The organism is Campylobacter concisus (genome assembly GCF_002165775.1).
GTDB classification, from domain to species: domain Bacteria; phylum Campylobacterota; class Campylobacteria; order Campylobacterales; family Campylobacteraceae; genus Campylobacter_A; species Campylobacter_A concisus_E.
This window is the reverse complement of record NZ_NDYP01000002.1, coordinates 361203-387105: the sequence shown is the minus strand read 5'-3', so window position 1 is coordinate 387105 and position 25903 is coordinate 361203. Positions and strand designations below refer to the sequence as shown.

General features: G+C 37.3%; 24 protein-coding genes. 13 read left to right on the top strand and 11 right to left on the bottom strand.

The features are described 5' to 3' along the window. The first annotated feature begins 25 nt into the window (after nt 1–25). The 5 genes from B9N66_RS02950 to hpf all read left to right on the top strand — a co-directional run bounded on the left by B9N66_RS02950 (nt 26) and on the right by hpf (nt 6975). The gene (locus B9N66_RS02950) at nt 26–4243 is read left to right on the top strand and encodes a hypothetical protein (protein ID WP_087579822.1); all 4218 of its coding nucleotides are present in this window, start codon (nt 26–28) and stop codon (nt 4241–4243) included. Next, complete coding sequence (locus B9N66_RS02945) at nt 4240–4932, top strand: type II secretion system protein (RefSeq protein ID WP_180382054.1); 693 nt, start codon at nt 4240–4242, stop codon at nt 4930–4932. Before B9N66_RS02950 ends, B9N66_RS02945 begins: the two co-directional genes overlap by 4 nt. Further along, the gene (locus B9N66_RS02940; protein WP_257639756.1) at nt 4929–5945 is read left to right on the top strand and encodes a type II secretion system protein; all 1017 of its coding nucleotides are present in this window, start codon (nt 4929–4931) and stop codon (nt 5943–5945) included. Before B9N66_RS02945 ends, B9N66_RS02940 begins: the two co-directional genes overlap by 4 nt. Beyond that, the gene (locus tag B9N66_RS02935) at nt 5945–6367 is read left to right on the top strand and encodes a hypothetical protein (RefSeq protein ID WP_087579819.1); all 423 of its coding nucleotides are present in this window, start codon (nt 5945–5947) and stop codon (nt 6365–6367) included. The genes B9N66_RS02940 and B9N66_RS02935 overlap by 1 nt, the downstream gene beginning before the upstream one ends. Nucleotides 6368–6447: 80 nt before the next feature. Then, complete coding sequence (gene hpf / locus B9N66_RS02930) at nt 6448–6975, top strand: ribosome hibernation-promoting factor, HPF/YfiA family (protein WP_087579818.1); 528 nt, start codon at nt 6448–6450, stop codon at nt 6973–6975. Between the two features lie 458 nt (nt 6976–7433). On the opposite strand, the gene B9N66_RS02925 is transcribed toward hpf, so the two are convergent. Together B9N66_RS02925 and B9N66_RS02920 are read right to left on the bottom strand one after the other, a co-directional pair. Then, nucleotides 7434–7976 carry a DUF1523 family protein gene (locus B9N66_RS02925; protein WP_021090645.1) on the bottom strand — a complete coding sequence of 181 codons (543 nt, stop codon included), beginning with the start codon at nt 7974–7976 and terminating at the stop codon, nt 7434–7436. Nucleotides 7977–8047: 71 nt separating this feature from the next. Beyond that, nucleotides 8048–10279 (bottom strand): nitric-oxide reductase large subunit, encoded by a 2232-nt coding sequence (locus tag B9N66_RS02920; RefSeq protein ID WP_087579817.1) that lies wholly within the window; start codon nt 10277–10279, stop codon nt 8048–8050. 217 nt (nt 10280–10496) lie between these two features. Here B9N66_RS02920 and B9N66_RS02915 point away from each other — a divergent pair, with 217 nt between their 5' ends. The 4 genes from B9N66_RS02915 to B9N66_RS02900 all read left to right on the top strand — a co-directional run bounded on the left by B9N66_RS02915 (nt 10497) and on the right by B9N66_RS02900 (nt 13624). Further along, complete coding sequence (locus tag B9N66_RS02915) at nt 10497–11552, top strand: ABC transporter substrate-binding protein (RefSeq protein WP_087579816.1); 1056 nt, start codon at nt 10497–10499, stop codon at nt 11550–11552. Between the two features lie 3 nt (nt 11553–11555). After that, entirely contained in the window at nt 11556–12563 is a 1008-nt protein-coding gene (locus B9N66_RS02910; RefSeq protein ID WP_087579815.1) for a FecCD family ABC transporter permease, read from the top strand. Next, the gene (locus B9N66_RS02905; protein ID WP_054196354.1) at nt 12563–13336 is read left to right on the top strand and encodes an ABC transporter ATP-binding protein; all 774 of its coding nucleotides are present in this window, start codon (nt 12563–12565) and stop codon (nt 13334–13336) included. Before B9N66_RS02910 ends, B9N66_RS02905 begins: the two co-directional genes overlap by 1 nt. An 81-nt stretch (nt 13337–13417) precedes the next feature. After that, complete coding sequence (locus B9N66_RS02900) at nt 13418–13624, top strand: excalibur calcium-binding domain-containing protein (protein WP_072594813.1); 207 nt, start codon at nt 13418–13420, stop codon at nt 13622–13624. A gap of 120 nt (nt 13625–13744) precedes the next feature. Here the strand turns inward: B9N66_RS02900 and recG are convergent, their stop codons facing one another. The 3 genes from recG to B9N66_RS02885 are packed head-to-tail and all read right to left on the bottom strand — an operon-like array spanning nt 13745 to nt 17825. Continuing rightward, nucleotides 13745–15559: an ATP-dependent DNA helicase RecG gene (gene recG, locus B9N66_RS02895; RefSeq protein ID WP_087579814.1), complete on the bottom strand. Its 1815-nt coding sequence runs from the start codon at nt 15557–15559 to the stop codon at nt 13745–13747. Continuing rightward, complete coding sequence (locus B9N66_RS02890) at nt 15549–16778, bottom strand: M16 family metallopeptidase (protein ID WP_087579813.1); 1230 nt, start codon at nt 16776–16778, stop codon at nt 15549–15551. The genes recG and B9N66_RS02890 overlap by 11 nt, the downstream gene beginning before the upstream one ends. Beyond that, a complete protein-coding gene (locus B9N66_RS02885; RefSeq protein ID WP_087579812.1) occupies nt 16779–17825 on the bottom strand; it encodes a dehypoxanthine futalosine cyclase in 1047 nt (348 codons plus the stop codon). A gap of 131 nt (nt 17826–17956) precedes the next feature. On the opposite strand from B9N66_RS02885, the gene B9N66_RS02880 reads away from it, so the two are divergent. After that, nucleotides 17957–18169 (top strand): hypothetical protein, encoded by a 213-nt coding sequence (locus B9N66_RS02880; protein ID WP_087579811.1) that lies wholly within the window; start codon nt 17957–17959, stop codon nt 18167–18169. Between the two features lie 22 nt (nt 18170–18191). Here the strand turns inward: B9N66_RS02880 and B9N66_RS02875 are convergent, their stop codons facing one another. Continuing rightward, entirely contained in the window at nt 18192–18584 is a 393-nt protein-coding gene (locus B9N66_RS02875) for an NfeD family protein (protein WP_087579810.1), read from the bottom strand. Continuing rightward, the gene (locus B9N66_RS02870) at nt 18581–19495 is read right to left on the bottom strand and encodes an SPFH domain-containing protein (protein WP_054196349.1); all 915 of its coding nucleotides are present in this window, start codon (nt 19493–19495) and stop codon (nt 18581–18583) included. The genes B9N66_RS02875 and B9N66_RS02870 overlap by 4 nt, the downstream gene beginning before the upstream one ends. 80 nt (nt 19496–19575) lie before the next feature. On the opposite strand from B9N66_RS02870, the gene B9N66_RS02865 reads away from it, so the two are divergent. Genes B9N66_RS02865 through B9N66_RS02855 form a run of 3 tightly spaced genes read left to right on the top strand, consistent with a single transcriptional unit; the run spans nt 19576 to nt 22453 of the window. Then, nucleotides 19576–20004: a copper resistance protein NlpE gene (locus B9N66_RS02865; RefSeq protein ID WP_087579809.1), complete on the top strand. Its 429-nt coding sequence runs from the start codon at nt 19576–19578 to the stop codon at nt 20002–20004. Between the two features lie 48 nt (nt 20005–20052). Next, nucleotides 20053–21255, top strand: a complete 1203-nt coding sequence (locus B9N66_RS02860) for a copper resistance protein NlpE (protein ID WP_087579808.1) — start codon at nt 20053–20055, stop codon at nt 21253–21255. 1 nt (nt 21256) lies between these two features. Then, nucleotides 21257–22453, top strand: a complete 1197-nt coding sequence (locus tag B9N66_RS02855; RefSeq protein WP_087579807.1) for an MFS transporter — start codon at nt 21257–21259, stop codon at nt 22451–22453. Between the two features lie 48 nt (nt 22454–22501). On the opposite strand, the gene B9N66_RS02850 is transcribed toward B9N66_RS02855, so the two are convergent. From B9N66_RS02850 to fliK, 4 genes are all read right to left on the bottom strand, one after another. Next, the gene (locus tag B9N66_RS02850) at nt 22502–23326 is read right to left on the bottom strand and encodes a CheR family methyltransferase (RefSeq protein WP_021090925.1); all 825 of its coding nucleotides are present in this window, start codon (nt 23324–23326) and stop codon (nt 22502–22504) included. Beyond that, nucleotides 23313–23882 (bottom strand): CheB methylesterase domain-containing protein, encoded by a 570-nt coding sequence (locus B9N66_RS02845; protein WP_021090732.1) that lies wholly within the window; start codon nt 23880–23882, stop codon nt 23313–23315. The genes B9N66_RS02850 and B9N66_RS02845 overlap by 14 nt, the downstream gene beginning before the upstream one ends. 112 nt (nt 23883–23994) lie before the next feature. Then, nucleotides 23995–24255 (bottom strand): FlhB-like flagellar biosynthesis protein, encoded by a 261-nt coding sequence (locus tag B9N66_RS02840; protein WP_087579806.1) that lies wholly within the window; start codon nt 24253–24255, stop codon nt 23995–23997. Beyond that, nucleotides 24255–25886, bottom strand: coding sequence for a flagellar hook-length control protein FliK (gene fliK, locus B9N66_RS02835; protein WP_180382053.1), 1632 nt, complete (start codon nt 25884–25886; stop codon nt 24255–24257). Before fliK ends, B9N66_RS02840 begins: the two co-directional genes overlap by 1 nt. Nucleotides 25887–25903: the final 17 nt, after the last annotated feature.

Below are 25903 nucleotides of genomic sequence, written 5' to 3'. Positions count from 1 at the left end.
TTTATTGTTATTTAGAGGATTTGTTGTGAAGATAGCATACTTACTCTGTTTTATTGTCACGTTTGGTTTTTGTGCACCCAGAGCTTGTACGACAGCAGAAGCAGCATCTATTGGTTGTAGTGGAGCAAACTATTCTTGCTTTATAGACGCTGAAGAGTACCAAGACAACTCTTCTAAAAATATCCCACATTGCATAAGAAAATCTGATAGAACCTGGACGATAGATACCAATAGCTTTTCTTCAGGCTTAGCACAAGATCACTATCATATTTACGTTGAGCAATTTTCTCCATGGAATCAACGATCATTAATAGGTATGTGGGATGATCACTCTAAAGGCTTAAGACAAAGATCAATAAATGGAAATCTAAATACCAGAGTAAATGGAGATATAGCTACCATTGGTGCTACTATTATGATTCCACAATACGCTGGATATAATTTTGTTCCAGATCCATCTAACGTAACAAGAACATCATCTACAGCCGATAGAATATTTTTAGATACTGGTAATTTTTCGCCTAGTAATTACACACTTTGTCAAACAACATATATTTATAATCCTAGCAAGCATCCTTATTGTAAAAATTCATCCTCTTCCACATTTGATTTTAGTGAGAAAAATACCTTTATACAAAATAATTTAAAAGGTAAAAACGTAGTCTATGGCAGGCTTTATTGGGGTGGCTCTCTTTATCAAAACTGGGCCATAAAAAATCTTGGGTCAAATTTATATGTAAGTGCCTTAAATTACATAAAAGGATATAGCAGGATTGATTTTAAAGCTCCTGGAAAAAATGTAATCACAATAGATGCTGATCCAAAAGATGTTTTTTGGTTTGGCTCATTTAGTGAGTATAAACCAAAATCAATGACTCTTGAATCATATAATCAAAACGAGTCCAATAGCTACTATGTAAAAGCTGGAATAAACTACCAATATGTAGCAAGTGCTGATGTAACGGATATAGTTAGAGACTCTCTTGGTACTAGTGAGTCAGATAGGACATTTTATGCTGGTAATATCAGATCCACTACGATTCCCTTTAGTGATGAATTTATAGACCCAAATGATGGCATATATAAGGTAAACAATTCCACTAATAGAAAACTAAAAAAAACATACGGCACGCTACTATTCTCACCAGTTCAAGGACAAAATGGCTACTGGATACAATCCATTGCACCACAATTTGCGGCTTGGAGTTTAGTCATCATTTATGACTTTGATGATAAAACCGCTGCAGCAAACAATATAGAGCCAAAGCTTGTTAGTATATTTGATGGATTAGAAAGACTTGCAGCAGACTGGATGAAGTCAAGCGATCCATTTGGTACTGTAAAAAGCTCAACCGTAGATGTAAAATTTGAAAATATCTATACACCAAAAGCAGGCGATATAAATGCTACGCTTACAATGTTTTCTTTTGGCGGAAAGCCAGAAACAAAAGGTGAGAATATTGAAATAGAAAACGAAGGTAGCTATCTGAGTATAACCAGCAAATACAATGCAAAAGGTGATCAATTTAACTCAACCATGACAAAATTTGGACAACCTATAAATCCAGGCAAAAAATTTCACTCTCAAGCAGATTTGGATATATTTGATATATCAGACAAAATGTCACATTCCCAAAAAGAAGCAGATATAAAATTTACAGTTACAACGATTAAAAATTCAGGCAGTGCTAATGTTGTAAGCGCTGACCGTATAAATTTGGCCATGGTAGGCTTTTCTACCCGTATATATAAACCAGATGTTTGCTATATGGAATATATTTATGCAAAAAAACCTAGCGATAGTACTTTTACAAAGGTGCAAGAAAATACCCCAACAGTAGTGCCAGCAAATACTATTTTAAAAACTTTCGTTGAAGTTACAAACAATACTAATGAAGCTGCCCAAGACTTTGCGCTAAAAGCTACAATAGATCCAAGCCAAATTTATAATTCAAACTCAACTTACATTTACGCAGATAAAGCATCGCAAGGACCTAGTGATCTGCTTACTATGTCAGGACAGGTACACTATAGCGACAACACAGGCTTGCAGCAATTAAGCGGAAATGACTTAACTTTTTATTTAGGACAAGGTGCGGCTGCAAATAAGGGTGGAGAAATGCTAATTCATCAAGGCAACTACGCTTATGCTATATATGAAACTACCCTTAAGTCTAAATTTGAGCCAAATAGTTACAAAGCCACGGTCGCAAATGCTGATATAAATTTACAGCCCTATGACACATACATAAGAAGATGTAGCAATCAAAACTACAACATTACTTTAGGTGTTAGTGCCAGTCCAAATAATTTCGTCGCAAGTAATAGACAAGACGATGGCTCGGCAGCTTTTAAAACTAAATTTAAAAATAGACTTCTAACTAAAATCGTTTCTACGCCATTTAATGTCTATATCACAAACTATGATACAGATGGCAATAAAAAAGTACCAGATGCCCCAGTAGATGTAAAAGTAGAGTTGGTCGAGTCTTGCAGCGCTCCAACAAATTTATATGAACAAGATATAACATTTAATGGCGTAACTGATATTTTATTGTCAGGCATTAGTATTGACAGAGCCTATAAAAGCGTAAAATTTAGAATTTCTCATCTTGATCCAGTAACAAATACTACAAAGGTTGAATGCGAAAAATTAGATGATTTTGCCATAAGGCCAAGTCACTTTAGGCTATGGGATACTGACAAGAATACGATCAATAATAACAATGTTTTAATAGGCGGCAAAGTTTATAATAACATTGCTCTTGCAGCTATGAAACCTCTTGATAGTGGCTTAGCAAATGGCTATATAAACAACATAAGTGGCTCAAATGGAGAGATAAAACTTGTACCAGCATATAGTGCGACTTGTGATCCTAGCATTATAGAGAGCGAGAACAAACTAAGCGTAGATTTTAACGATCCAAATAAAGCGTTGGGTAAAATTTTCCGTCACACATCAAGTGGACCTGTTGGCTTTTCTTACTCAGATATAGGCGATACATATTTTTATGTATTAGACAAAGACTATACAGCAACTGATCAACATGCGCCATCAAAAGCTGATGATTGTGTAAAAAACTCAATTAGCAACGATCCATCACAAGATACTGCTCAAGAAGGAAGGATCGGATGTAGTATAAAGCTAGAAGGTAATAGAGATTATCTATTTAGGCCAAAAGATATACAAATAAGTAAGTTAAAGATAACAAAAGATAGCGATATAACATACCTTGATAATGAGGGCATACAAAAAGCAAAGCTTGACTTTGAAGTAACTGCTAGGTTGTTTAACGATGATCCTGCAAAACTTTATAATGAAGATTGCTATGCAAAGAATATGAACTTTGATATAAAGCTAGATAGAGTTCCTTTAAATTTTACAGATAACGATGGCAATGCCGGCACATTAGCAAAAGCAAATGAAGAAATTTTATTTTTTGAAATTCCTGGCTCAAACACTAGAAAAGCAATAGATCCAAGTGCTACAAAATCAACATTTTATGTAGAGAAAAATACTTTTGTAAATGGCGTAGGCAAAGGTGAAGTATATTTTAATTTTGAAAGAAAAGTAAATCACGCTAAAAATCCTTTTACTATTTCAAGTAATGATTTTAGCTTTAGCGGCATGTCAGATAGCACCGATACAGTAAAAAAATATGAAAAACCAGCAACAGAAACGACAGCAAAATTTTACTTTGGTAGGGTTTATGCACCATTTTATGAAGGGCTTTATAGTGGCTTTTATGCCAAAATTTATTATGGTGCCTACTGCGATGGATGCAATAAAAATATCTATATGAAAGATAATGGCAAACTATGGCAAGACTTTCCAGCTGCACCATTTTGGGCTACCAATCCAAAACATAGCGCAGGAGTACTTAACTATCATGACTTTAGCTTTACAAACACTTACAGCGGTACTGTTTTAAGAAATGATGTAAGTAGCATAAGCAATGGCGAGCAAATAATTTTTATAAGAAACCCTTCAGCGGTTACTGATGTGGCTAAAATGAGAGCACCTAGCTGGCTTCTTTATAGTGAATTTGATGAGAAAACCGAAACAAATAATTTCAATCTAAATTTTCTAGTACCAAATGGCGAATGGGCTGGTAAAGTCCTAAAGAGCAATAATATAGAGGATAAGACAAGCGGTGCAGTTGGAGGTTTTATAGGAGTAAAATCTAATAGTGATAGTAACCTAGATATAAGCGACAAGACAAACAGGAGAATAGAGTGGTGAAAAGGGGTGGCTTTTCATTGATAGAGCTTATCTTATCAGTGCTTGTAGTAGCTATAGTAAGTGCAAGCTTGCCACTAGCAGTAAGAACTACTTCAAATTTAAGCGAGCAATCCTTAATGCAAGAAGGACTAATGAATGCTAAAACTTATATGTCATTAATATTAAAAGCACCATTTAGTGATCAAGTCTTAATAGCCGGTAAAAATACCATGCCATCATCTATAACCACTCAAGAGGCTATAATTTTTCCTCTTATTATCTGTGAACAAGGGGCAAATCCGGATTTTTATGAAAAAAGCGGTGTAAAAGGAGAAGGACATAGGATACTTGCGTATCCGGTACAAAATTCATCTGCATGTGCCACAAGGCCCAATGATTCAAAGCTTCCAGAATCAATCAAAAGCGTAAATTTTAAAGTAAAATCTATCAAAAATTTCAATACTCAAAAATCCATCTCACCAACTGCCAGTACCACTAAACGCGACTTTATCATAGATACAGAGACGACTCCAACCATAACAAATGGAGCTGATAAATTTGTAGTTAGCACTCCTTTAAACGATAACGATGTTTTACAGATAAAGCTAGATACGACTATGAAAACTACAAAAGAGAGCAAAAGCGTACTTTATGGATATGCCTTTAATATAGGTGAAAGCAGCACTCTAAGTGTAAAAGAATGGAAATGAAAAAAACAAAAAAAGCTTTTACATTAATTGAGTTAATAATAGTCATCACCGTACTTGGCGTTATCTCACTTATGAGCTTTAATACGCTTATGAATTTATATCAAAACTATTTTCAAAGCAAAGTAATAAACGAACTAGAAACACAAAGCGAAATCGCTCTAGAGCAAATTTCAATGCTGCTTAGCCACAGAATCAAACAAAGCGTTATCGCTAGGAAAAAAAATGGAGATTATCTAGCTCTAAATGATAGTGGCGTAAATTTAAGTAGTGACTTTGAAATTTTAGAATTTATCCCAGCCGCTTATGAGCTATTTGATGGCATAAACGAATATAAAGGAGATGATACTAACGGAGATCCTATCATCGAAGAAGGCATATATAGCGGATATGTAGATCTTGCAAATAGCTCTGTTGCAAATGGATTAAAAAGCCCTGGAAGCAAATTTAATGACGCTTTTAGAAACGGCGTAATGGACTTGACCTGCGAAAATGATAGCAATGAAGAAGATGTAAATAGTGGCTCTAGGTGTATAAACGCCGATAATGAAAATGGTGGTTTAGTGGCGATATTTTCTAGCATACTTTATAGAGTTGGTAGTAGCTTTGGCTATCAAGAAAATTTAGACCAAAGACACTTAGATATCGCAAAAGTTGGCATACAATCAATCGACACGCTTAAGATTTCAAGTGATTTTAAAAATAAAAAAATTTCAGAGCAGTATAAGCTAGCTTACACAGCTATTGCCATAGCGCCAGCTGAGCAAAGTGCCGAGGATATACAAAATGGCTCTTTTGACCTTAAAATTTACTACAATTATAGGCCATGGCTAAATGAAAGCTTTAAAAAATTTAGCTCAACATCTACAAAGGCTATCAAAGCCGAAAGTGCGACACTAGCTAAACATGTAACAAGATTTGTCTTTACAGAAAAAAATGGAGTCATCGCGCTAAAGCTCTGCCTTAAAGCAGAAAAATCAGAAATAACCATTTGCAAGTCAAAGGCGGTTTATTAATGAGAAAAGGATTTACGTTAATAGCAGCGATATTTTTTCTAGTTGTAGCAGCTTCTATCAGCACTCTTGCTCTTTCGATAGCTAGCACATCAGCTAGACAAAGCAGTGAAATTTATCTAAGAGAGCAAGCACAACTCGTTGCTCAAGCAGCAGCAGAGTATGCGATGTTTGAAATTTTTAGAACTGATTTCTCAAATAAATGCCTAGATAAAGTAAATGGAGAATTTAACGATATGTTCGACTTTAAAGTAATAATAACTTACTTTGGCGACATCGGTATATGCACTCCACCGACCATCATGCCAGGAACAAACGGAGTCGCAAGTACTGGCAATATGATCTTTGATGTTTTTGTAACATCAAAAGATAAAAAAACGCCAAATCCTATAAATTTTCACAAACGAACCCTTCAGAAACTTTAAAATTTTATAAAGATTTTAGTTTAATTTGTTTTTAGTTTTAGCGTGTTATAATCATCTTACTTTCTATAAAGGAGATTACGATGAACATAAGCATTGTAGGAAAACAATTTGAGCTAACAGAGCCAATCAAAAACTATATCCAAGACGCTTTTGATACACTTGGCAAATACAATCTCGACATTATCTCAGCAAGATGTGTTGTAGCAGCCGATGAAAAACAAGGAAAAAAAGGCTTTAATGCAGAATTTTCTCTAAATATGGCTCATAAAGACACCATAGTCGTTCGCCAAAAAGATAAAGATCTTTACGCTGCGATCGATCTTGCTATCGAAAAAGCATCAAAAGTTTTAAGAAGAGAGCATGATAAGAAATTTACCGTAAAAGGCAAGGCTGACGACAAAGAATTCCGCTCAAGAATAGGCGAAGAAAAGATCGAAGGTGTTGAAGAAATTGTGCCTATGGAGCTTGAAATTTATAAACCACTTGAAGTTGAAGAAGCACTTGATAAACTAAAATCAAGCGATAAACAATTTTACGTATTTAACGATGTTGACGCAAAAATGCGTGTAATCTACAAAAGAACAGACGGAACTTTCGGTCTTTACTAAAAATAGGGGCAGCTTGCCCCTAAAATTTATGCTGATTCACTATAAATCTTCTTTCTGAAATCTAAGAAATTCCGTTACAAAAAACTACTACACCAGGAAATAGCTTTAAATTTTCAAAAATAGAATAGAGATATCCTTGCCTAAGATAGACGTAGATACAAGAAAGCTTCCCTGTAAGCTATTTTAAGAATATCTTGGCAAACTAAACTAGGTCACAACTGATAAATGGCAAGGCAAAGAATTACATGCCATAAAAAAGCGGGAGATTTTCTTAAAAATAATCTAGATGTAGAATTTTATTTTATAGACTGAGAAAGTGTAGATAAATATAACAAATGGCATAGCAGAGCAAACAAGCTAAAAATATACTTGATAGCATTAGAAATTTTTAAAGATAAAAGAGAGACAAAGCTCCCTTTTTGATTTTTAAAATATCAAATAGCTAAAACAAATGCTATCTATTTCTCTAAATTTTCACTAGTTTTTGGTCTAAAGGCCTTATTTATCTTTCTTATCCAAATGATTAGCGAGATAAACAAGATAAAGTAAAATACATAGCTAGCTACCGGCCAACTAGTATCAGTGCCGCTTTCTTTTAGTGAGATGACATTTCTAAACTCTTGAAGCATAGAAATTCTATATCCATAATATTTCACAGTTACGTTTTTATCGCTATTTGCAAAGCCTTGAGCTTTGGCTTGTACATCAGCTGAGTTAAATTTAAAATAAAACGGAAATCCCCATGCAGTATCTTCATTTCTATAAGCCATGACTTTATTTGAATTATTAGAATCTTTAGTGTAGATAAAATAAACATCTCTGGTAGGGCCATCTGCCGGATTTTTAGCGTCGATGATACCATCTTTGTCCATACGTTTGACATCGCCACCTGTGATTTGTACATTTGCATAGTGTGGAAATGAATAATCAACTACAAGAGCTAAAAAAGAGTGTAAGAGTACGATAAAAATAACGCAAATTCTTTTAAAAAATGTAATCATTTCTTTCCTTTTAAATTTGCGTTATTTTATGAAAAGATAGCTTAATAAAGGGGCAAAGTACCCCTTTAGTTTTAAGATTTTTTATTAAGCATAAATTTTAGAAGTTGTGCAAGGAAGCTGATTCCACCGATTATTAAAATCGTATCGCCAATCATTCTTACCCATCTTAAATTTTGCAAGTGTGATTGTTGTAAAAGCTCAGCGCTTCTTGCATACCACATACCATGCTCTAGGCTTGCAAATGCTTGATAAATTCCTATTGGAAGTAGTGAAAGCACGATCATTAGCATAAGGCCTATATTTAAGCCCCAAAAGCCTACTTTCATAAGCTTCTCGTCAAATTCTTGACCTTTGAATAGATAAGTAGCTACTAGCCAAACAAATCCAAGTGCCAAAAATCCATAAACACCAAATAGCGCAGCATGTCCGTGAACTGGAGTCGTATTTAGGCCTTGGATATAAAATAGTGAAATCGGAGGATTTATCAAAAATCCAAACACGCCAGCACCTAGCATATTCCAGAAAGCAACTGCGATAAAGCAGTAAAGTGGCCATTTTAATGTCTTAGCCCAATTTTGAGCAAACTGAAGTCTGTAATGCTCATAAGCTTCAGCACCAAGCAATACAAGAGGAACTACCTCAAGTGCTGAGAAGCTAGCGCCAACTGCCATTATAGGTGTTGTAGTACCCGCAAAATATAAGTGGTGGAAAGTTCCTGGAATTCCGCCTACTAGGAAAAGTGATGCACTTGCAAGCGTTGAAAACGTAGCAAATCTCTTTGAAACAAGACCAAGACTAACAAACACAAAAGCAAGTGAAGCGGTAGCAAAGACCTCAAAAAAGCCTTCAACCCAAAGGTGTACAACCCACCAGCGCCAGTATTCCATTACTGGAAGTGGGCTTCTTTGGCCGTAAAATAATCCTGCTCCGTAAAATAATCCAACTGCAACAGCTGAAGCTGCAAAGATAGCAAGTAAATTTTTATCACCTTTGTTCTTAAATCCGCCGATAAATCCGCGAAGTAAAAGTAGCATCCAAATGACAAGACCAACAAATAAAATAATTTGCCAAACACGTCCAAGCTCGATATATTCGTATCCTTGGTGTCCAAACCAGAAGCTTAAATTTATAGGCATAATATTTGCGATCGCTAAATACTCACCAGCAAAACTGCCAACCACAAGGATTAGTAATGCGTAAAATAATAAATCTACGCCAAGCTTTTGGAATTTTGGATCTTTACCGCCATTTATAATAGGTGCTAGGAAAAGACCGCCTGCTAAAAATCCTGTCGCAATCCAGAAGATACTAGCCTGAATGTGCCATGTTCTAGCAAGTGAATAAGGGATATAAGCTGATAAATTTATACCGTAAAATTCTTGTCCTTCGACTGTATAGTGAGCCGTAAAGCCACCTATTAAAATTTGGAATGCAAAAAGAGCCAAAGTTACAAAAAGATATTTTTTAAGAGCTTTTTGAGATGGAGTTAGGCTTAATTTACTAAGTGGATCTTCGCTAATAGCTTCCAACTTTTCATCATCTTTTTTACCATAAAAAGAGCTAAACCAAACAAGAAATCCAATACCAGCAATAAGTATTACAACGCTTGCGATTGACCAAAAGATATTTTCGCTTGTTGGTACATTATCGATTAGTGGCTCATGTGGCCAGTTGTTTGTGTATGTAGCATCGCTATTAGGTCTGTTTGCTGCGGTTGCCCAGGCTGACCAGAAGAAAAAGTTATTAAGATCATCTCTATCAGAAGCACTTGGAAGAGTATTTTCTTTCATCGCATAAGCTTCTCTTAAAGATTTAAACTTAGGGTCATTTCCAAAAAGTGATGAATACTCTTGGCTTACTTGTTTCATAGCCTTTAATCTATCGCTGCTAAGTACGATTTTATCGTCTTTTACGCCATTTTCTCGGTACTCTTTTTTAAGTAGAACTTTTAGATTTGCCTTTTGCTCATCATTTAAGTCAGCATATTTTGAGTGATAAATTTCATCTGCTTTTAACTCTAAAAATATAACTAACTCTTTATGAAGCCAGTCCGCACTCCAATCAGGTGCTTGATATGCGCCGTGTCCCCAAACAGAGCCAACTTGCATACCTCCTATGCTTTGCCAGGCCTCTTGACCTTTATAGATACTCTCTTTGTCGATAACGACATTGCCATTTTCATCTGTAAAATTTACAACTGGTGGCGAGCTTCTATAAACCTCAACGCCATAGTAGCCTAAAATACTAAAGCAAATTACTAGTACTGCAACAAGTGCTAGCCAATACTTTTTGTATTCACGCATTGATTCTCCTTTTTTTAAAAATTTTGAGGTGAAGTTTAGCTCATTTTAAAAAATCAAATAATGACATATGTCAATAAAAGGAGAGAATTTATCCCATTAGTTTTATAAGAATTTACAATATATGCAAATTCTTCATAATGTATATGCAAAATTTACATAGAATTAATATAAATATTATTAACATACATGTTTATACTTCAAAAATAAAGGAAAAAATATGCAAACAAATTTTATGCATAAAGTAACCAAATTTAGCCTTGTTGCTTCACTATTTATGACTCTTAGCCTAAACGCAGCTGAGTCTGCAAGAAGCATAACCGATATGCAAGGCGTAAAAGTAAGCGTCCCAGAAAAAGTTGAGAAGATCGCTGCACTGTGGAATGCAAACAACGAGATCATCCTAGCACTTGGCGGTATGGATAAGGTTGTAGCCACAACCGATCTGATCAAAAACAACAAGTGGTTTGAGCACGTCTATCCAAAACTTAAAAATTTACCAGCCGCACTAAATGGCAAAGACCTTCAGATCGAAGAGCTTGTTAAACTTGCACCTGACGTTATCATAGTGTATAACAAAAATTTTCAAGATGAACTTATCAAGAATGGCTTTAGCGCGGTAAATTTGATCTTTAGAGACTATCCAGATATGGAGAAAAGCATCTATGCAACAGCTGAAGTCATAGGCACTGATGATGCTAGAAAAAAAGCTGAAAAACTTGCTAATAAAATCCACGATAACTCTGAGTTTGTAACAGCAAGAACAAAAAGCATCCCTGATGCTAAACGTCCAAAAGTACTTCACCTTCTTGGTGGTGCAAATTTGCTAAAAGTTGATGGTACAAACACCATCCAAAACACTTGGATCAAGCTAGGTGGCGGTGTAAATGCTATCAATACTGAGGGTTCAATGATCGAAGTTAGCGCTGAAGAGATCATTAATGCAAACCCTGATATCATCATCGTTGGCGGCAATGACACAGACGCACAGATCAAAAAGATAAAAGAGCACCCTGCATTCTCTGGCTCAAACGCTGTTAAAAACGGCAAAATTTACGGCAACCCAAAAGGTGTATTTAGCTGGGATAGATATGGTGCTGAAAACGTACTTCAAATTTTATGGGCAGCAAAAACTATCCAACCAGATCTATTTAAAGATGTCGATATAAAAGTAAAAACAAAAGAGTTTTATAAAGAGTTTTTAAATCACGATCTTAGTGACAAAGAGTATGACTACATCTTAAAAGCTCTAAATCCAGACGGTAGCAGCAAGTAAAATATGAAAAACGCAAATTTTTCGCTAGTTGCTATATTTTTAGCCCTGCTCACCATTGTTTGCGCCTTTGTAGCCCTTGGTATTGGTAGATTTTACATACCATTTAGCGATGTCTTTAGCGTGCTTGCTCACGGCTTTGGCTTTGGCGATGGCGCAGCTAGCAACATCACAAATGTGATAGAAAATTTGCGCATACCTCGCATCATCGCAGCTATCTTAGTCGGTGCCGCTCTTAGCGTGAGTGGTGCGGCCTATCAAGGCGTCTTTAAAAACCAGTTAGTTAGCCCTGATCTTCTAGGCGTCTCGGCTGGTGCTTGCGTGGGAGCTGCCACTGCGATCATCTTTGATCTATCGCTATTTTGGGTGCAGGCTTTTGCATTTGGCTTTGGCCTAGCAGCCGTTGCTATCACTCTAGCCATACCTAAGATGATGGGGCGCACGAGCACGCTTATGCTGGTTCTTTCTGGTATCATCGTAAGTGGCCTCATGGGTTCAATAATCGGCTTTTTAAAATATGTCGCTGATCCTGAAACAAAGCTACCTGACATAGTCTACTGGCAGCTTGGTAGCCTTGCTAAGCTTGATAGCGATAACTTAATATACATCGCCCCAGTGATGATCATCTGCGCCGTTTTGCTAATAGCCATGAGCTGGCGTATAAATTTGCTCTCTCTTGGCGACGAGAGTGCGGCAAGACTAGGCGTAAATGTGGCTTTTGAGCGCGCTGTCATCATCATCTGCGCTACGCTTCTTACAGCCTGCAGCGTCTGCATAAGCGGTATAGTCGCTTGGGTGGGACTTCTCATGCCTCACTTAGCGCGTATGCTAGTTGGTGCAAACAACATAAAAAGCATGCCAGCAAGCATATTTATGGGTGCGATGTTTTTACTATTTGTAGATACATTAGCTCGTAGCATAAGCGTGAGCGAAGTGCCTCTTGGCGTACTTACCGGCTTTATCGGCACAGTATTTTTCGTCTGGGTTTTATGGCGAAATAAAAAGGTTGCGTGATGCTTGAAGTTAGAAATTTAAACTTTAGCTACCCAAATGGGGCTGGCAAACTAGAAAATGTAAATTTAAAGATAGGTGCAGGTGAGATTTTAACCATTCTTGGTCGAAATGGAGCTGGCAAATCAACAACCCTAGGCTTGATAAGTGGCTCGCTAAAGCCAGTTTCTGGAGAAATTTTCCTTGATGGCAAAAACGTTGATAGCCTAAGCAACAAAGAGCGCGCTAAGATCATGGCGTATGTCGCTCAAAGCGAGGTTACCGAGTATGACTACACTGGACTCGAATTTATAACAATGGGACGCGCGGCGCACCTTGGCATCTTTGCAAGACCTAGCAAAGAGGATGAGGAGATCGCTAGAATTTACACCAAAAAGCTTGAGATCGAGCACCTTGAAGAGAAATTTATCACTCAAATGAGTGGCGGTCAAAAGCAGATGTGTATGATCGCTCGTGCGATGGCTGCGCAACCAAAAATGATCATATTTGACGAGCCAACGAGCGCGCTTGACTACGGCAACCAGTATAAATTTTTACGCACACTCAAGTGGCTAAAAGAGATTGGCTACTCAGTCGTGCTAACCACTCACAACCCTGACTTTGCCGTACTTCTTGGCGGATATGTAGCACTTGTAAAGGGTGATGGCGAGGTTGGATTTGGCACGGTTGATGAGATCATCAGAAGCGAAAATTTAAGCAAGCTTTACGGACTAAATTTAAACGTGAGCTACATCGACGAAGTAAAAAGAGAGTGCTGTTTAACATATCCTCTTTAAATTTATACTCTCAAAAGAGAAATTCTTTTGAGAGCGCTTTTTGTATTATTTTTCTTATTTAATACTGCCTTTGGAGTAAAAATGAAAAAAGTAGTTTTGATTTTATTTTTTGCATTGATGGCAAACGCGGCGGATAAATTTGATTGTTCTAAACGCTACTGCAAAGAGATGAAAAGTTGCGAAGAGGCATATCACTATCTAAGAAAATGCGGACGCAGTGGGTTTGATCGTGATCGTGACGGCATACCATGCGAAAATGTATGCAAAGAGCGTAGAGTAGAAAAATAATTTTATAAATTTTACAAAGCTTAGCCTTGCCACTCATTTCAAATTCGATAAATTATAAAAAATTTAAACAAGTCAAAAGAGCCAGTAAAAGAAAATCAAAATTTTAGACTAAAATAGCCACTAAACGTTATTTTTAAATTCCGCCACTCTCATCTTTGCAGCCTGTGTGATATCATCCTCGTAGTCGTAGAAGTTAAAGGTCGCCCCGTGCTGAAAAAAGCCGTTTAGTATATCGCCGCTTTGTCGGTTTTTCAGATCAAGCTCAGCCACCTTAAAGCCGTCATTTGTCGCGCAAAATTCTTTTAGTCTAGCTGGCGCCTCTTTTAGCTTGGTAAATAAAAAGCAGTATCCATCGCCGCCGTTTCGCCCTACTCTACCGCGCAGCTGATGAAGCGTGGCAAGCCCCAGCCGCTCAGCCCCTACGATCACTATCGTATTTAGCCTTGGCAGCGAAATCCCGACCTCAATAACAGTGGTTGAAAGCAAAATTTCACCCTCTTCCCTAAAGCGCCTTAAAATTTCCTCTTTTTCTTTATCCTTGCCGTGCGTGACAAAGACATTTTTGAAATTCTTTAGCCAAAAGCCCTGCGCCTCATTTAGGCTTTGGTAGTTTGAGCTCTCGCTGCTCTCAACTAGCGGATAGATGATGGCTACTTGAAAGCCGCCCGCAAGCTGTTTTTTGATGTGAGTGAGCAGGTAGCCAAACTCGCTAGCACCTAAAATTTGGCTCGTTATATTTTTCTTAAACGGCATCTGCTTTAAAAAGCTAAAATTAACGATCTCAGACCGGATCAAACTTAGCGTCCTTGGTATGGGAGTAGCTGAAAACTGAACGAAATTTGCTCGCTCGTCCTCGTTTGAGGCCAGCTCCTCTATCTTTTTGCGCTGGTTTGAGCCAAAGCGGTGCTGCTCATCTACCATGACTAGCGGTGAGTTTGGCAGCTCGTGAAAGAGTAGCGCATGCGTACCAATAATCAAATTTGCCCCACCAAAGTCTATCTTTTTCTCTCCACTTTGAACCAACATCACATTCATAAATGGCGGCAATAGCCTCTTTGCTTCGTTAAAAATTTGCTCGCTTAAGATACTTGTTGGCGCCATCAAAATAGCACTTTGAGGATATACGCTAAGAGCAGCTGCTAGGATCACTAATGTCTTGCCACTTCCCACGTCGCCCATTATGACGCGCCTTTTTGCCTGCACAGCGCTAAGGTCGTCTCTGATATCATTTATCGCGTTTAGCTGGTCATTTGTCGGCGTAAATGGCAAACTCTTAAGCCAAGAGTTTATATCAAAAAGCTTTATTTTTGGGCTTTTAAAGTAGGTTTTTTTAGCACTTAGCTTTTTTATGTAGTTAAAAATTTCTACAAATTTTAATATTTGCACGCCCTCGCCATCATTTTTTAGGTGGTATAAAATTTGCACGCTTTGCTCATCTAGCCTTTGCAGGTTAGCTAGAAATTTAGCCTCTCGCTCACTTAAGCCCTCGGCTAATAAATTTTGTAAATTTATATATTTTAAAATAAGCTTTTTGACTTCATCATCTTTTAGCTCGGTCTTAAATTTAGGCACGATCTGGCCTATTTTTGTGGTGATTTTTGGATTTACGATCTGCCACGAGCCAAAGGCGTAGGAGCAAAGCCCATATATCGCCATCTCTTTGCCCATTTTAAAAGCGCCGTAGTGCCAGGACTTTGCGTTAAAAATGACGATCTTTACGCTGCTTTGCCACTGCTCGCAAAAGGCAAGCGCCGTTAGCATTCCAGGGCGCGAGGCGAGCGAAGTGATCTTTACATTTATGCAGACCTGCCCTTCTCTTGGGCTCTTAGCGATCGTCGTATCCTCAAAGCCCTTTGGTAGCACGAGAGCAAGGTCAAGCAGGCTAAGCACGCCTATTTTTAGAAGTTTTGCTCTATCGCTTGCTTCAAATTTCATTTTTTAAGACGCAAAAACTTAGCTGATTGATCTCTGCGTGGGCTTTTATGAAGCTATTTAGCTCGCTTAGCGAAAGGGCTGAAATTTTATCAAGGTCCTTTAAAAATGCCCCAAGCTCACCATGCTCATAAAACTCGCCCTGCGCGATGTCAAGGCGCTTAAATAGCGTTTCAAGTCTAAGCGGCAACGAGCCAAGTAAAAATTTCTTCGCCTGCTCAAGCTCGGCCTTGCTAACGCCTTTTTTACTAAATTTTAAAATTTCCTCTTTTATAACGGCGATAGCTTCATCTTTTTTCTCATTTTTTGTCTGCATGTAGCCGTATAGCTGACTGTAAGAGAGATTTAGCAAATTTCTAGCGTAGGCGCTATATGCAAGCCCTCTTTTCACGCGGATCTCCTCCATGAGCCTTGAGCCAAAGCCACCCTCGCCTAGGATAAATGTCGCCACTGCGGCTTTGTATTTCTCCTCAGGTCTTACGTTAAATGGCGCGCCAAAGTAGATGTATGCCTGCTCGCTTTGCCTGATGATCTCGCTACTTTCGCACTTGTCGCTTGGACTAAAGCGCTCTAGATTTCGCACCTTGCCAGGTTTTAGTATTTCTAAAACTCCAGCTAGCTCTTTTGTCTGCTTCTCATCGATGTCACCGCCTAGCACGCAAAGTAAATTTGAAAGGTCTAAATGCTCGTTTAAAAATTTCCTCACATCTTCAAGCGTTATAGCTTTAATGCTCTTTTTCGTGCCGATACTTGGCAGAGAGAGCACGCTTTTTGGGTATAAAAGCTCAAAGAGTCCTTGCCTTGCTAAGTAGTCAAAGTCGTTTTCGTTTGCTGCGATCTCGCCAAGTGTGACGGTTTTGCACCTATTTAAAATTTCATCAGTTAAATTTGGAGCGCTTATAAGCTCTTTTAGTTTGCCGCACGCAAAGGCAAAGTGCTCTTTTAGGCAGTTTAGTTCGATGCAAAATATCTCAAAGCCGCAGCTTGCATTTAGGCTGATCGCCCGCACTTCAAGCTCTTTAGCAAATTTGGCCGAGCCTAGCTTCATATCGCCCTCGTTTAGTAAATTTGCACTTAGCCTTGCAAGGCCTGCTAGCTTGCCATTTTGCGAGCTACCAGCTGCTTTAAAAACTAGTTTTAGGCTCACTACTGGCATCGCTTTTGAGCTTTCAAAAACGACTGGAATTTTTACATTTTTTACATTGATATCTAAAATTTTCATCTAAAATTTCTCCAAAATATCGTAGTTTGTGTTACGCTTGGCTGGAATTTCTCCGACATCTTTTATAAGCTCGATCATCTGGTCTTGATTCATCCTAAAGCTAGCCCCTGCGGCCTTTACGACATTTTCTTCCATCATGGTCGAGCCAAGGTCGTTTGCGCCAAAAAGAAGCGCTAGCTGACCAACGTAGCTGCCCTGCGTGACCCAGCTGCTTTGGATATTTTTAAAGTTATCCAAAAAGAGCCTTGAAACCGCAAGAAGTCTTAGATAGACATTTGAGCTTTGCTTTTTGATCTCTGGAAATTCTTGCATAAGCTTTGTATTTAGCCCTTGAAAACTCCAAAGTATAAATGCCCTAAACCCAGCCGTTTCATCTTGTAAATTTCTGATGTGCTCCCAGTGCTCTACGATCTCACGAGTGCTCTCAACCGTGCCAAACATCATCGTCGCAGTCGTCTTCATGCCAAGCTCGTGCGCCTCTTTGTGTATGCGAAGCCAGTCTGCGGTGTCGCATTTTTTAGGGGCGATGATGTCACGCACGCGGTCGCTTAAAATTTCCGCTCCAGCCCCTGGCATCGAGTATAGGCCCTTTTCGTTTAGGCGTCTTAAGACCTCTTTTGTAGAAATTTTTGAAACTCTTGCGATGTAGTCGATCTCAACGGCTGAGAAGCCATGTATCGTGATGCTTGGATAGTGCTTGCTGATGTAGCCGACAAGCTCCTCGTACCACTCGATCTTTAGCTTTGGATGAACGCCACCTTGAAATAAAATTTGCGTGCCGCCAATGGCGATAAGCTCCTCGATCTTCTTGCCGATCTCCTCAAAACTTAGCACATAAGCGTCCTCTTCTTTTGCGTGGCGGTAAAATGCGCAAAATTTACAATCCACCCAGCAGACGTTTGTATAGTTGATGTTGCGATCTACGATGAAGGTCGTAATGCCTTCTGGATGAAGCTCTTTTTTTCTAGCTAGCGCCATCTTGCCAAGCTCGTGAAGCGGTGCATTTTCTATAAGATCGATGGCTTCATTTACACTAAGTCTTTTCAAATTTAACCTTTTATTTTGCTTATTTTTGGGCGAAAGTTTAGCCAAAAATGCTTTTAAATATGATAAATCATGTCGTTACCAAATTTTTAACTTTAGCAGATAGAATATGCAAACTTTTTTAAGGAGCAAATATGAAAAAGATAGTTTTAGCCGCAGTTATAGGCCTATTTTTAGTTGGTTGTGCCAAAAATGAGCCAAAGCCAGCAGGGCCTCAAGGTGCAAGTTGCGGATGTGCTCATCATCAAAAAATGATGCAAGAAAATATGCCAAGCTGCCCACATCATGGCATGCAAGGGGCGATGCATGAGCAAATGCCAGCAGGCTGCCCAGCCCACGCAAAATAGTATAAAGTGCCAAATGGCACTTTTATTTTAATATCACCTTGTCACCTTTGGCGCCAAGAACCGTCACCTTCTCTCCGTTAGCTAAATTTCCGTCATATTTCCAAAGAGTGCCTTTAAAATAGACCATATTTTCTCTGATCTCACCAACTCCGGCTTCGTCTAAAAATTCCTCGTTAAAACTCTCTTTTCTGGACATAAATTTACTCTTTAACGGCGCTTTTAAAAGCACAAGGAGCACGATCGCAATCGCTGCTGTAATTAAAATTTGATAGCTCCAAGCAAAACTAAAACCAAAATTTATAGCTCCAACTACGATAAAAGCTATGCCAAAAAATAGCAAATAAAATGAGAAAAAGATAAACTCGGTGATGCATAAAACTACACCGATTGCTATCATTATAAAAGGGCTGATCACGCCTTATCCTTAGCTAGAAAATTTTTCAAAACGCTAAGAGAGCCAATTAGTTCAGTCGCTTCATAAGGGACTAAAATTTTATCTTTTGAGCTATTTTTAGCTAGCTCGCTAAATGCCCCGACTCTATCGCGCGCGAGCAAAAATTCTGCTGCATTTGCGTTTTTGCTCATACTATCATTTATCATATCCATAGCCTCTTTTTGAGCCGTTGCTATGGCGATTTGCTCGTATTTTTTCGCATCAGCCATACGCTCTATAGCCTCTGCTTGAAGTACTTTTTCTTGTTTTAGCGCCTCTGCGTTGCGTATTAGTGCCTCTTTTTCAGCCAAGGCTTTTAGCTCGATCGCACGTTTTTCACGCTCAGCTTTCATCTGCATATTCATCGCCTCTTCGATGCCAAGTGGAACAGAAATTTCAGAAATTTCTACACGCATGATCTTTACACCCCAGTTGCCAGCTGCATCGCCAAGAGCTACTTGAAGTGCGGCATTTAGGCGGTCACGTGAGCTTAGCGTGTCATCAAGATTCATAGCACCTATCTCGCCACGAAGCGTAGTCATGGCTAAATTTGCAATGGCACGCTTATAGTTATCTACGTTATAAACCGCCATTTTTGCGTCAAACACCTTTAAAAAGACGATACCATCGACGCTTATATTTACGTTATCTTTTGTGATGACTTGCTGTTTTGTGATGTCTACAAGCTGCTCTTTTACGGTAATGATCGCTCTTATTTGATCGACAAATGGGATGATTATGTGAAATCCGCCATCAAGCACTTTGTGGAATTTACCAAGTCGCTCGATGAGTAGATTATCAGCTTGTGAGACGATCTTGATGCCAGCCTTTAAAAACAAGAACGCAAAGATAACCAGAACTACGACTAAAACGCCAAATGCTTCGATTTGCATTTTTACTCCTTTAATTTATAATTTGTTATTTTCTTAAGTATTATAATACATTTTAAATTTTATTTTCAAAAAGGATTAGCATGAAAAATTTTATATTTGCACTAAGTGCGGCCCTACTTTTGGCAGGTTGTGCCTCATCTAGCCAAAACGCAAATGTCCCACAAGGCAAATGTGAAGTAAAAGGTAGCTGCATGGCTCCAGTAAACAGCATCGAGGGCACTTACAAGGCATTTTTACCTTGCGCTAGCTGCATGGGCATAGACTCAACCCTTACACTAAAAAAAGACGGCACATTTGAAAGTGTGATGAACTACAAGTCAAAAGACAACTACAAAGCCGTTAGCAAGGGCAAATACTCAGTCAAAAATGGTGTGATAACAACGATTGATGAGTATAAAGAAAAAAGCTTTTATAAAATAGAAGGCGAGAACCTAAAAATGCTAGATATGGATCAAAAAGAGGTCACTGGCGAGCTAAAAGATAAATACATCTTTAAACGCGTAAAATAAATTTTAAAGGCAAAATGATATAATTTTGCAATTTTTAAGGAGTTGCAAATGAAATATCTTTTTGCCATACTTATCTCATTTTTCATCCTTGGCTGCGCAAAAAATGAAAATTTAGAGCCACAACAAAACATACAAAATACAGTAAAAGAAGATAAACCGCTAGTTCAGGCAAATACACCCAAAAAGCCAGAAAAGCTAATACTTCCAAACTCAATTTATAGTAGTTTTCACACTATTTTGCCTTGCCCAAACTGCGAAGGCATAAAAACTATCATTACGCTAAATAAAGATAAAACCTACACAAAAACAATGCTTACTATGGATAAAGAAGTAAGCTTAGTTGAAAAAAATGGCACATTTGATGTTGATGATAGTGCTATCATTTTAAAAGATGAAAATGGCAATCTTAGCTACTTCGCACCAAATAAAAACTCACTTCTTCAACTTGATGACAAGAAAAATAAGCGAGTTGGCGTGCTAGCTCAAATTTATAATTTTGAACCGGTAAATAAAGCTTACAAAGATAGTTTTTTTGCTAAATTTTATAAATTTAAAAACAAAGATAACTTTTTAGACATTGTAATCGTGCCAAGTAAAAATGGCGCAAAAATAAGTTTTTATTCATCGTTAAAAAATGGCTCGCCACTTTGCGAGTTTAGCTCTGAGCTACTTTACGACAAAGGAATTTTTTACCTTTTAGATGAAAAAGGAATTGCTCTAAGCATACACAGGATAAATAATGCAATTTTTCTAGTAGCAAACGATAAAATTTGTAAAAATGCTCACATAAGCGGACGATATAAAAAAGATAAAGATCAAAAAAATCTCTTTGGCAAAGGCTTTTTTGCAGAGCTGACAAACGAATCAGCAAATAGAGATGTGATAAAAATTTATGGCTCAAAAAACATAAAACGAGATAACACAAAAAAAGAAAACAGCTACATCGTAACAAGTAAAAGTGAAAGAATTTTTGAATACACCTTGCTAAATGGCATTATCACAAGCATTGAAATTTACTCAAACGAGTTTAAAACTCCAGGAAATATCAGCCTTAAATCAAATTTCAAAGATATAAAAAATTCTCTTGTTATTTCTAAATTTAGTAGTGACAAAAACAATATCTATCTAAAAATAGATAGCCACGATATGCTAATCACACTAAAAAATCCACTTGTCAAAGAGGTAACAAGTCTAAACGATATCCCAGATGAAACAAAGATAGAGCAAATAACGCTAATGTGGAATCAATAAGTTGAAAGAATATCTTAAACTTTTAAAAGAAGAGAGAAATTTTCGCCTCTTAAGCATCATTCAGCTTATATGCTATTTTGGCGTATGGTTTTCGCACACAGGTATTTTTACCCTTCTTATCAAGCTTGACGCTCCTGTTTGGGCGATCACGCTAAGTGCAGCGATGGCATTTATCCCAGGTGTTGTCATAGCTCCGTTTAGTGGAATTTTAGTTGATAAATTTAGCCCAAAACCAATGCTTGTCATCATGATGGCAGTTGAGACGATAAGCGTTTTTATGCTTCTTTTTATAGACTCACTTGATTTTTTATGGCTACTTTTACTCATCATTTTTGTTAGAAATGGCACTGGCGGAATGTATTTTCAAGTGGAAATGAGCGTACTGCCAAAAATTTTAAGCAAAGAAAATCTCAAACTCGCAAACGAGATCCACTCTATCATCTGGGCAGTCTCATACACCGCTGGCATGGGGCTTGCTGGAGTTTATATACACTTTTTTGGGATAAAAAGCGCCTTTTTGCTTGATGGCATACTATACATTCTTAGCTTTGGATTTTTATATTTTTTAAATTTGCAAGGTCTAAAGCCAGAATTTATAGAAAAGCCTCTAAAAATGCTAAAAAATGGCCTTGTGTATTTAAAAGAAAATAGACTCATCGTGCGTCTTATATTTTTGCACGCCTTTGTTGGCATTACCGCTTATGACGCATTGATCGCACTTTTGGCTGATTACAAATATGCAAATTTACTCTCGACATCATTAATTATAGGACTATTAAATACCTCAAGATCCATTTCGCTTATGTTTGCTCCAGCCATACTTAGTAAATTTATAAATAAAAATACGCTTATTTTCGTATATATCGGTCAAGGCCTTGGTATCATCATTTGGGCTTTATCGCTTTGGAATTTTTATCTATCGCTTATTGGCATTATATTTGCTGGGTTTTTCACATCAAGTCTTTGGAGCTACACCTATACAATGCTTCAGCAAAACTGTAAAAAAGAATTTTATGGCCGAGTGATTGCATATAACGATATGGTTTTTCTTGGCTTTAGCGCTCTCATTTCATTTGTCATTGGACTGCTTTATGATATTGGACTTAGCGTTGAGATGATTGCAAGTTTTATGGGAAGCCTCTTTTTTGTAGGGGCTTTTTACTATCACATCGTATTAAAAAGCTACAAAATAAGGTGATTGATTTTAAATTAAGTCGCCCAAGTTAAAAGGCGACTTGGCAAATTTTTATTTTTTCAAATAGTAGGTAGTTCCATTTGAAAAGCGCTTTTCATAAGCTGGAGTGTAAGGCACAAGATCGGCGTGCCCAGCATAAAGCCTACCATCTGGCTTAAGCAATTTATGAAGCCTCTCAACACATTTTAATCTAAAATCATCATCAAAATAGATCATCATATTTCTTGAAAGCACGATATCAAATTTTCCTAGATTAAAAATAGCATCATCAAAAACATTTAAAATTTTAAACTCACACCTTGGTAAAATTTCTTTTTTTATCTTAAATTTATCATCGACTTTTGTAAAAAATCTCTCTTTTTGAAAATCGCTTAACCTATGCAAGCTCCTCTCACTAAAAATACCATTTTGACAGCTTGCTATGGCTTCTGAGTTTATATCTATACCTACGATTGAAATTTCATGCTGTTTAAATCCCATCTCATAAGCAAGCATCGCGAGCGAATATGACTCATCTCCAGTAGAGCAAGGAGCACATAAAATTCTAGCTCCTCCAAGCTCCTTTGCGTAATAGATCACATCTTTAAGTTGAGGTAACTCTCTATAAAAATAAGTCTCATTTACAGTTACTAGATTTAAAATGTCTTGTCGTAAGCTTGAGTTATATCTTATCATTGAAACAAGATCTTTAAAGCTTTTTATCTGGCGATCCCTAATAAAAATGGTAATTCGCTGCAACGTAATATCTCTTTTTGGCTCCAGATCAACTCCGCAAAGAGTTTTGATAACATTCATAAATTCATTAAAACTATCCATATCTTGTGAAGTATTTGTTTGCATTGTTTTTGTATCTTTCGCGTCATTAGTTAATAGCATTTAAAAAATCCTCCAGCTCTTTTTTTATCATAGTTAGATTTAATGATTTTAAGCTTTGATTTAGCTCTTTTGCACGTTTTGGCATACCATAAACTATCGCGCTCTCTTCATTTTCAGCTATACATTTTGCTCCAGCCTTATAAAGCTTATCAAGCCCAGATGCACCATCATCTCCGATACCAGTTAGTAAGATAGCTAAGACATTTGCGCTTTTGCAAATCCCGACTCCAGATTTAAACAACACATCAACATTTGGCGTATATATAGTCTTTTCTTCTGTATTTGGCTTTGCACTGATTGGTAAATTTGGTGATACCACTACATTTTGTTCGCAGACATATACGGTATTTTCTTTTAAAATTTTCCTCTCATTTAAAATTTCAACATCCAAGCCACACTCTTTTCCGATTTGCATAGCAAAAGAGTTTATAAACATTTTATTCATGTGCTGGGCTATCACGATGATAGCTCCATTTAGTTTTACGTTTTTTAATAACTTTTTTAAATGCCCAGGCCCGCCAGTAGACGCCCCTATTAATATTAATTTTTGTGCCACAAATAGCCTTTAAAATTTTAATTTAATATTTAGCTTACGCCACTTTTTTGTATATCGTCAATATCCTTGCCACTCTTTATATGCCTTGCTAACTTTTAAGCAAATTTATAGATCATTTCTTTGTGATCTTATATAAAAAGCTAAAAATTTCAGCGACAGCTTTATATAAATTTGGTGGAATTTCTTGATCAACTTCAACCTTGCTTAAAATTTCAATAAGATCAGGATCCTCTTTGATCGGTATATCATGTTTTTTTGCTAGATCAATTATTCTATTTGCTATCTCGCCAGCGCCACTAGCCAGCACTCTTGGAGCATTGTCTTTAGACCTGTTGTAGCCAAGAGCTACTGCTTTTTTCTTATTTACTTGCATTAAATTTTCTTATCAAAGCCCACATCAAGGCCACCAAATTTTTTAAATCTATCATTTAGCTTTACTTTTGACAAAGTTTTGATATTAAAGTTTGAAACTATAAGCCCAAGCTTTGATATTGCTTGTTTTAATTCACTAGAGTTTGAAAGGATTAGCTCCTTAAACTCATTTGTTTGCGTAGCTACCGAGAGATCGATGTATCTTTTATCAATAAGTCCAACCATCACATTTATCTGTCCAAATTTCTTAAAATTTAGATCGATCTGAGCGTAAAATTTATCCTTTTTGCCTTGCTTAAATGCGATATTTCCACCCTCAACGCCGTCCCAAATATAAGGCATATAAGTTTGAATCCCGCCTTGAAGGCTTGATATCATTTGATGCATCTCAATCTGTGAAATCATCTTATTTGCGGCATTTACGCTTTGCGGGTTTTGACTCTTTTCACTGATATTTAAAAGCGTGCTTTTTATATCTTGGCTTAGCACTTTTGAAATTTCGCTGCTATTTTTAGTCGTAATGTTATTTATATCGTTTGTGGCGAGATTTAACTGCTTTAAAAGCGCCTTGCTCTCACTTAGCTCATTTTTAGCCAAACTTGCCTTAGCATCAGCAAGACTTAGGCTATGAGCAAGACGCCTCGCCGCACTTTGGAGCTTATCTTGCAAGCTACCATCCTTTGAAACATCGCTCATCTCATTAAACGCTTTTACAAGCCCTGCTTCATCGCCTATATTATTTAGCGTTTTTAGATCGTTTTTTATGCTATCAAGGATAGTTTTTAGTTCTTTGTGATTTTGGCTAAAACCAAAATTTTGATTTAGCTTTTCATTTGCTAGGCTTGCGACTTTCTCGCTTAAATTTGAGATGAAATTTTGCATTTTGCCTATTTGATTTTTTACTAGCTCGCCATTTTGATCTTTTGAAAAATTTTTATCTAAAAATTTAACCACACTATCAAGTTTATCAACATCTTTTAAAAGGGTTTTTATGCTTGAGTTATCAAGGATATTTTTTGCGTCATTGCTCGCTTTTTCAAGTATAGAAGCAAGTTTTGAAAAAGAGTTTTGATTGTCTAATTTTTCATCATTTAGGGTTAAAATTTGATTTAGCAAATTCCCGCTTGAGAGATTTTTTATATCGCTTAGCAGCTTCTGAACCGAGCTTGGAAGCTTTTCTGGGCTAAGTGCGTCTTTTAAATTTGCTTCAAGCATTACGCCTGAGTTTTTGATCTGATCATTTAGTGAGCCGGCTTTTAAATCAGCTATTGGTTTTAGAAATTCTTTTAGCTTTAGTGCAAGGTTCTTTATCTCAGGGCTTTCATTTTGCGTTGCTTCTGCTTCTAAACTTTTTGCAAGGTCTGATAGCTCGCTGGCTAAATTTGGAGCGATTTTCGTATCTTTTGCCTGAGATAAAATTTGTTCAGCCTTGCTAAGACTTGAAGCACTTTTTAGATCATCAAGCACTCTTGCAACGAGTTTTCCAACATTATCAAGTGTCTCTGAAATGCTCTGCTCATTAGGCGTTTGTACGCTTGGCTGTTTTTTAAAAAGCGAGCCTTCATTTTTACGAACTGGCACATTTTGAGTAGTATTTTGTCCGGTTTGAACCGAGGTATTTGATATATTCAAAGAATTTCCTACGTCCA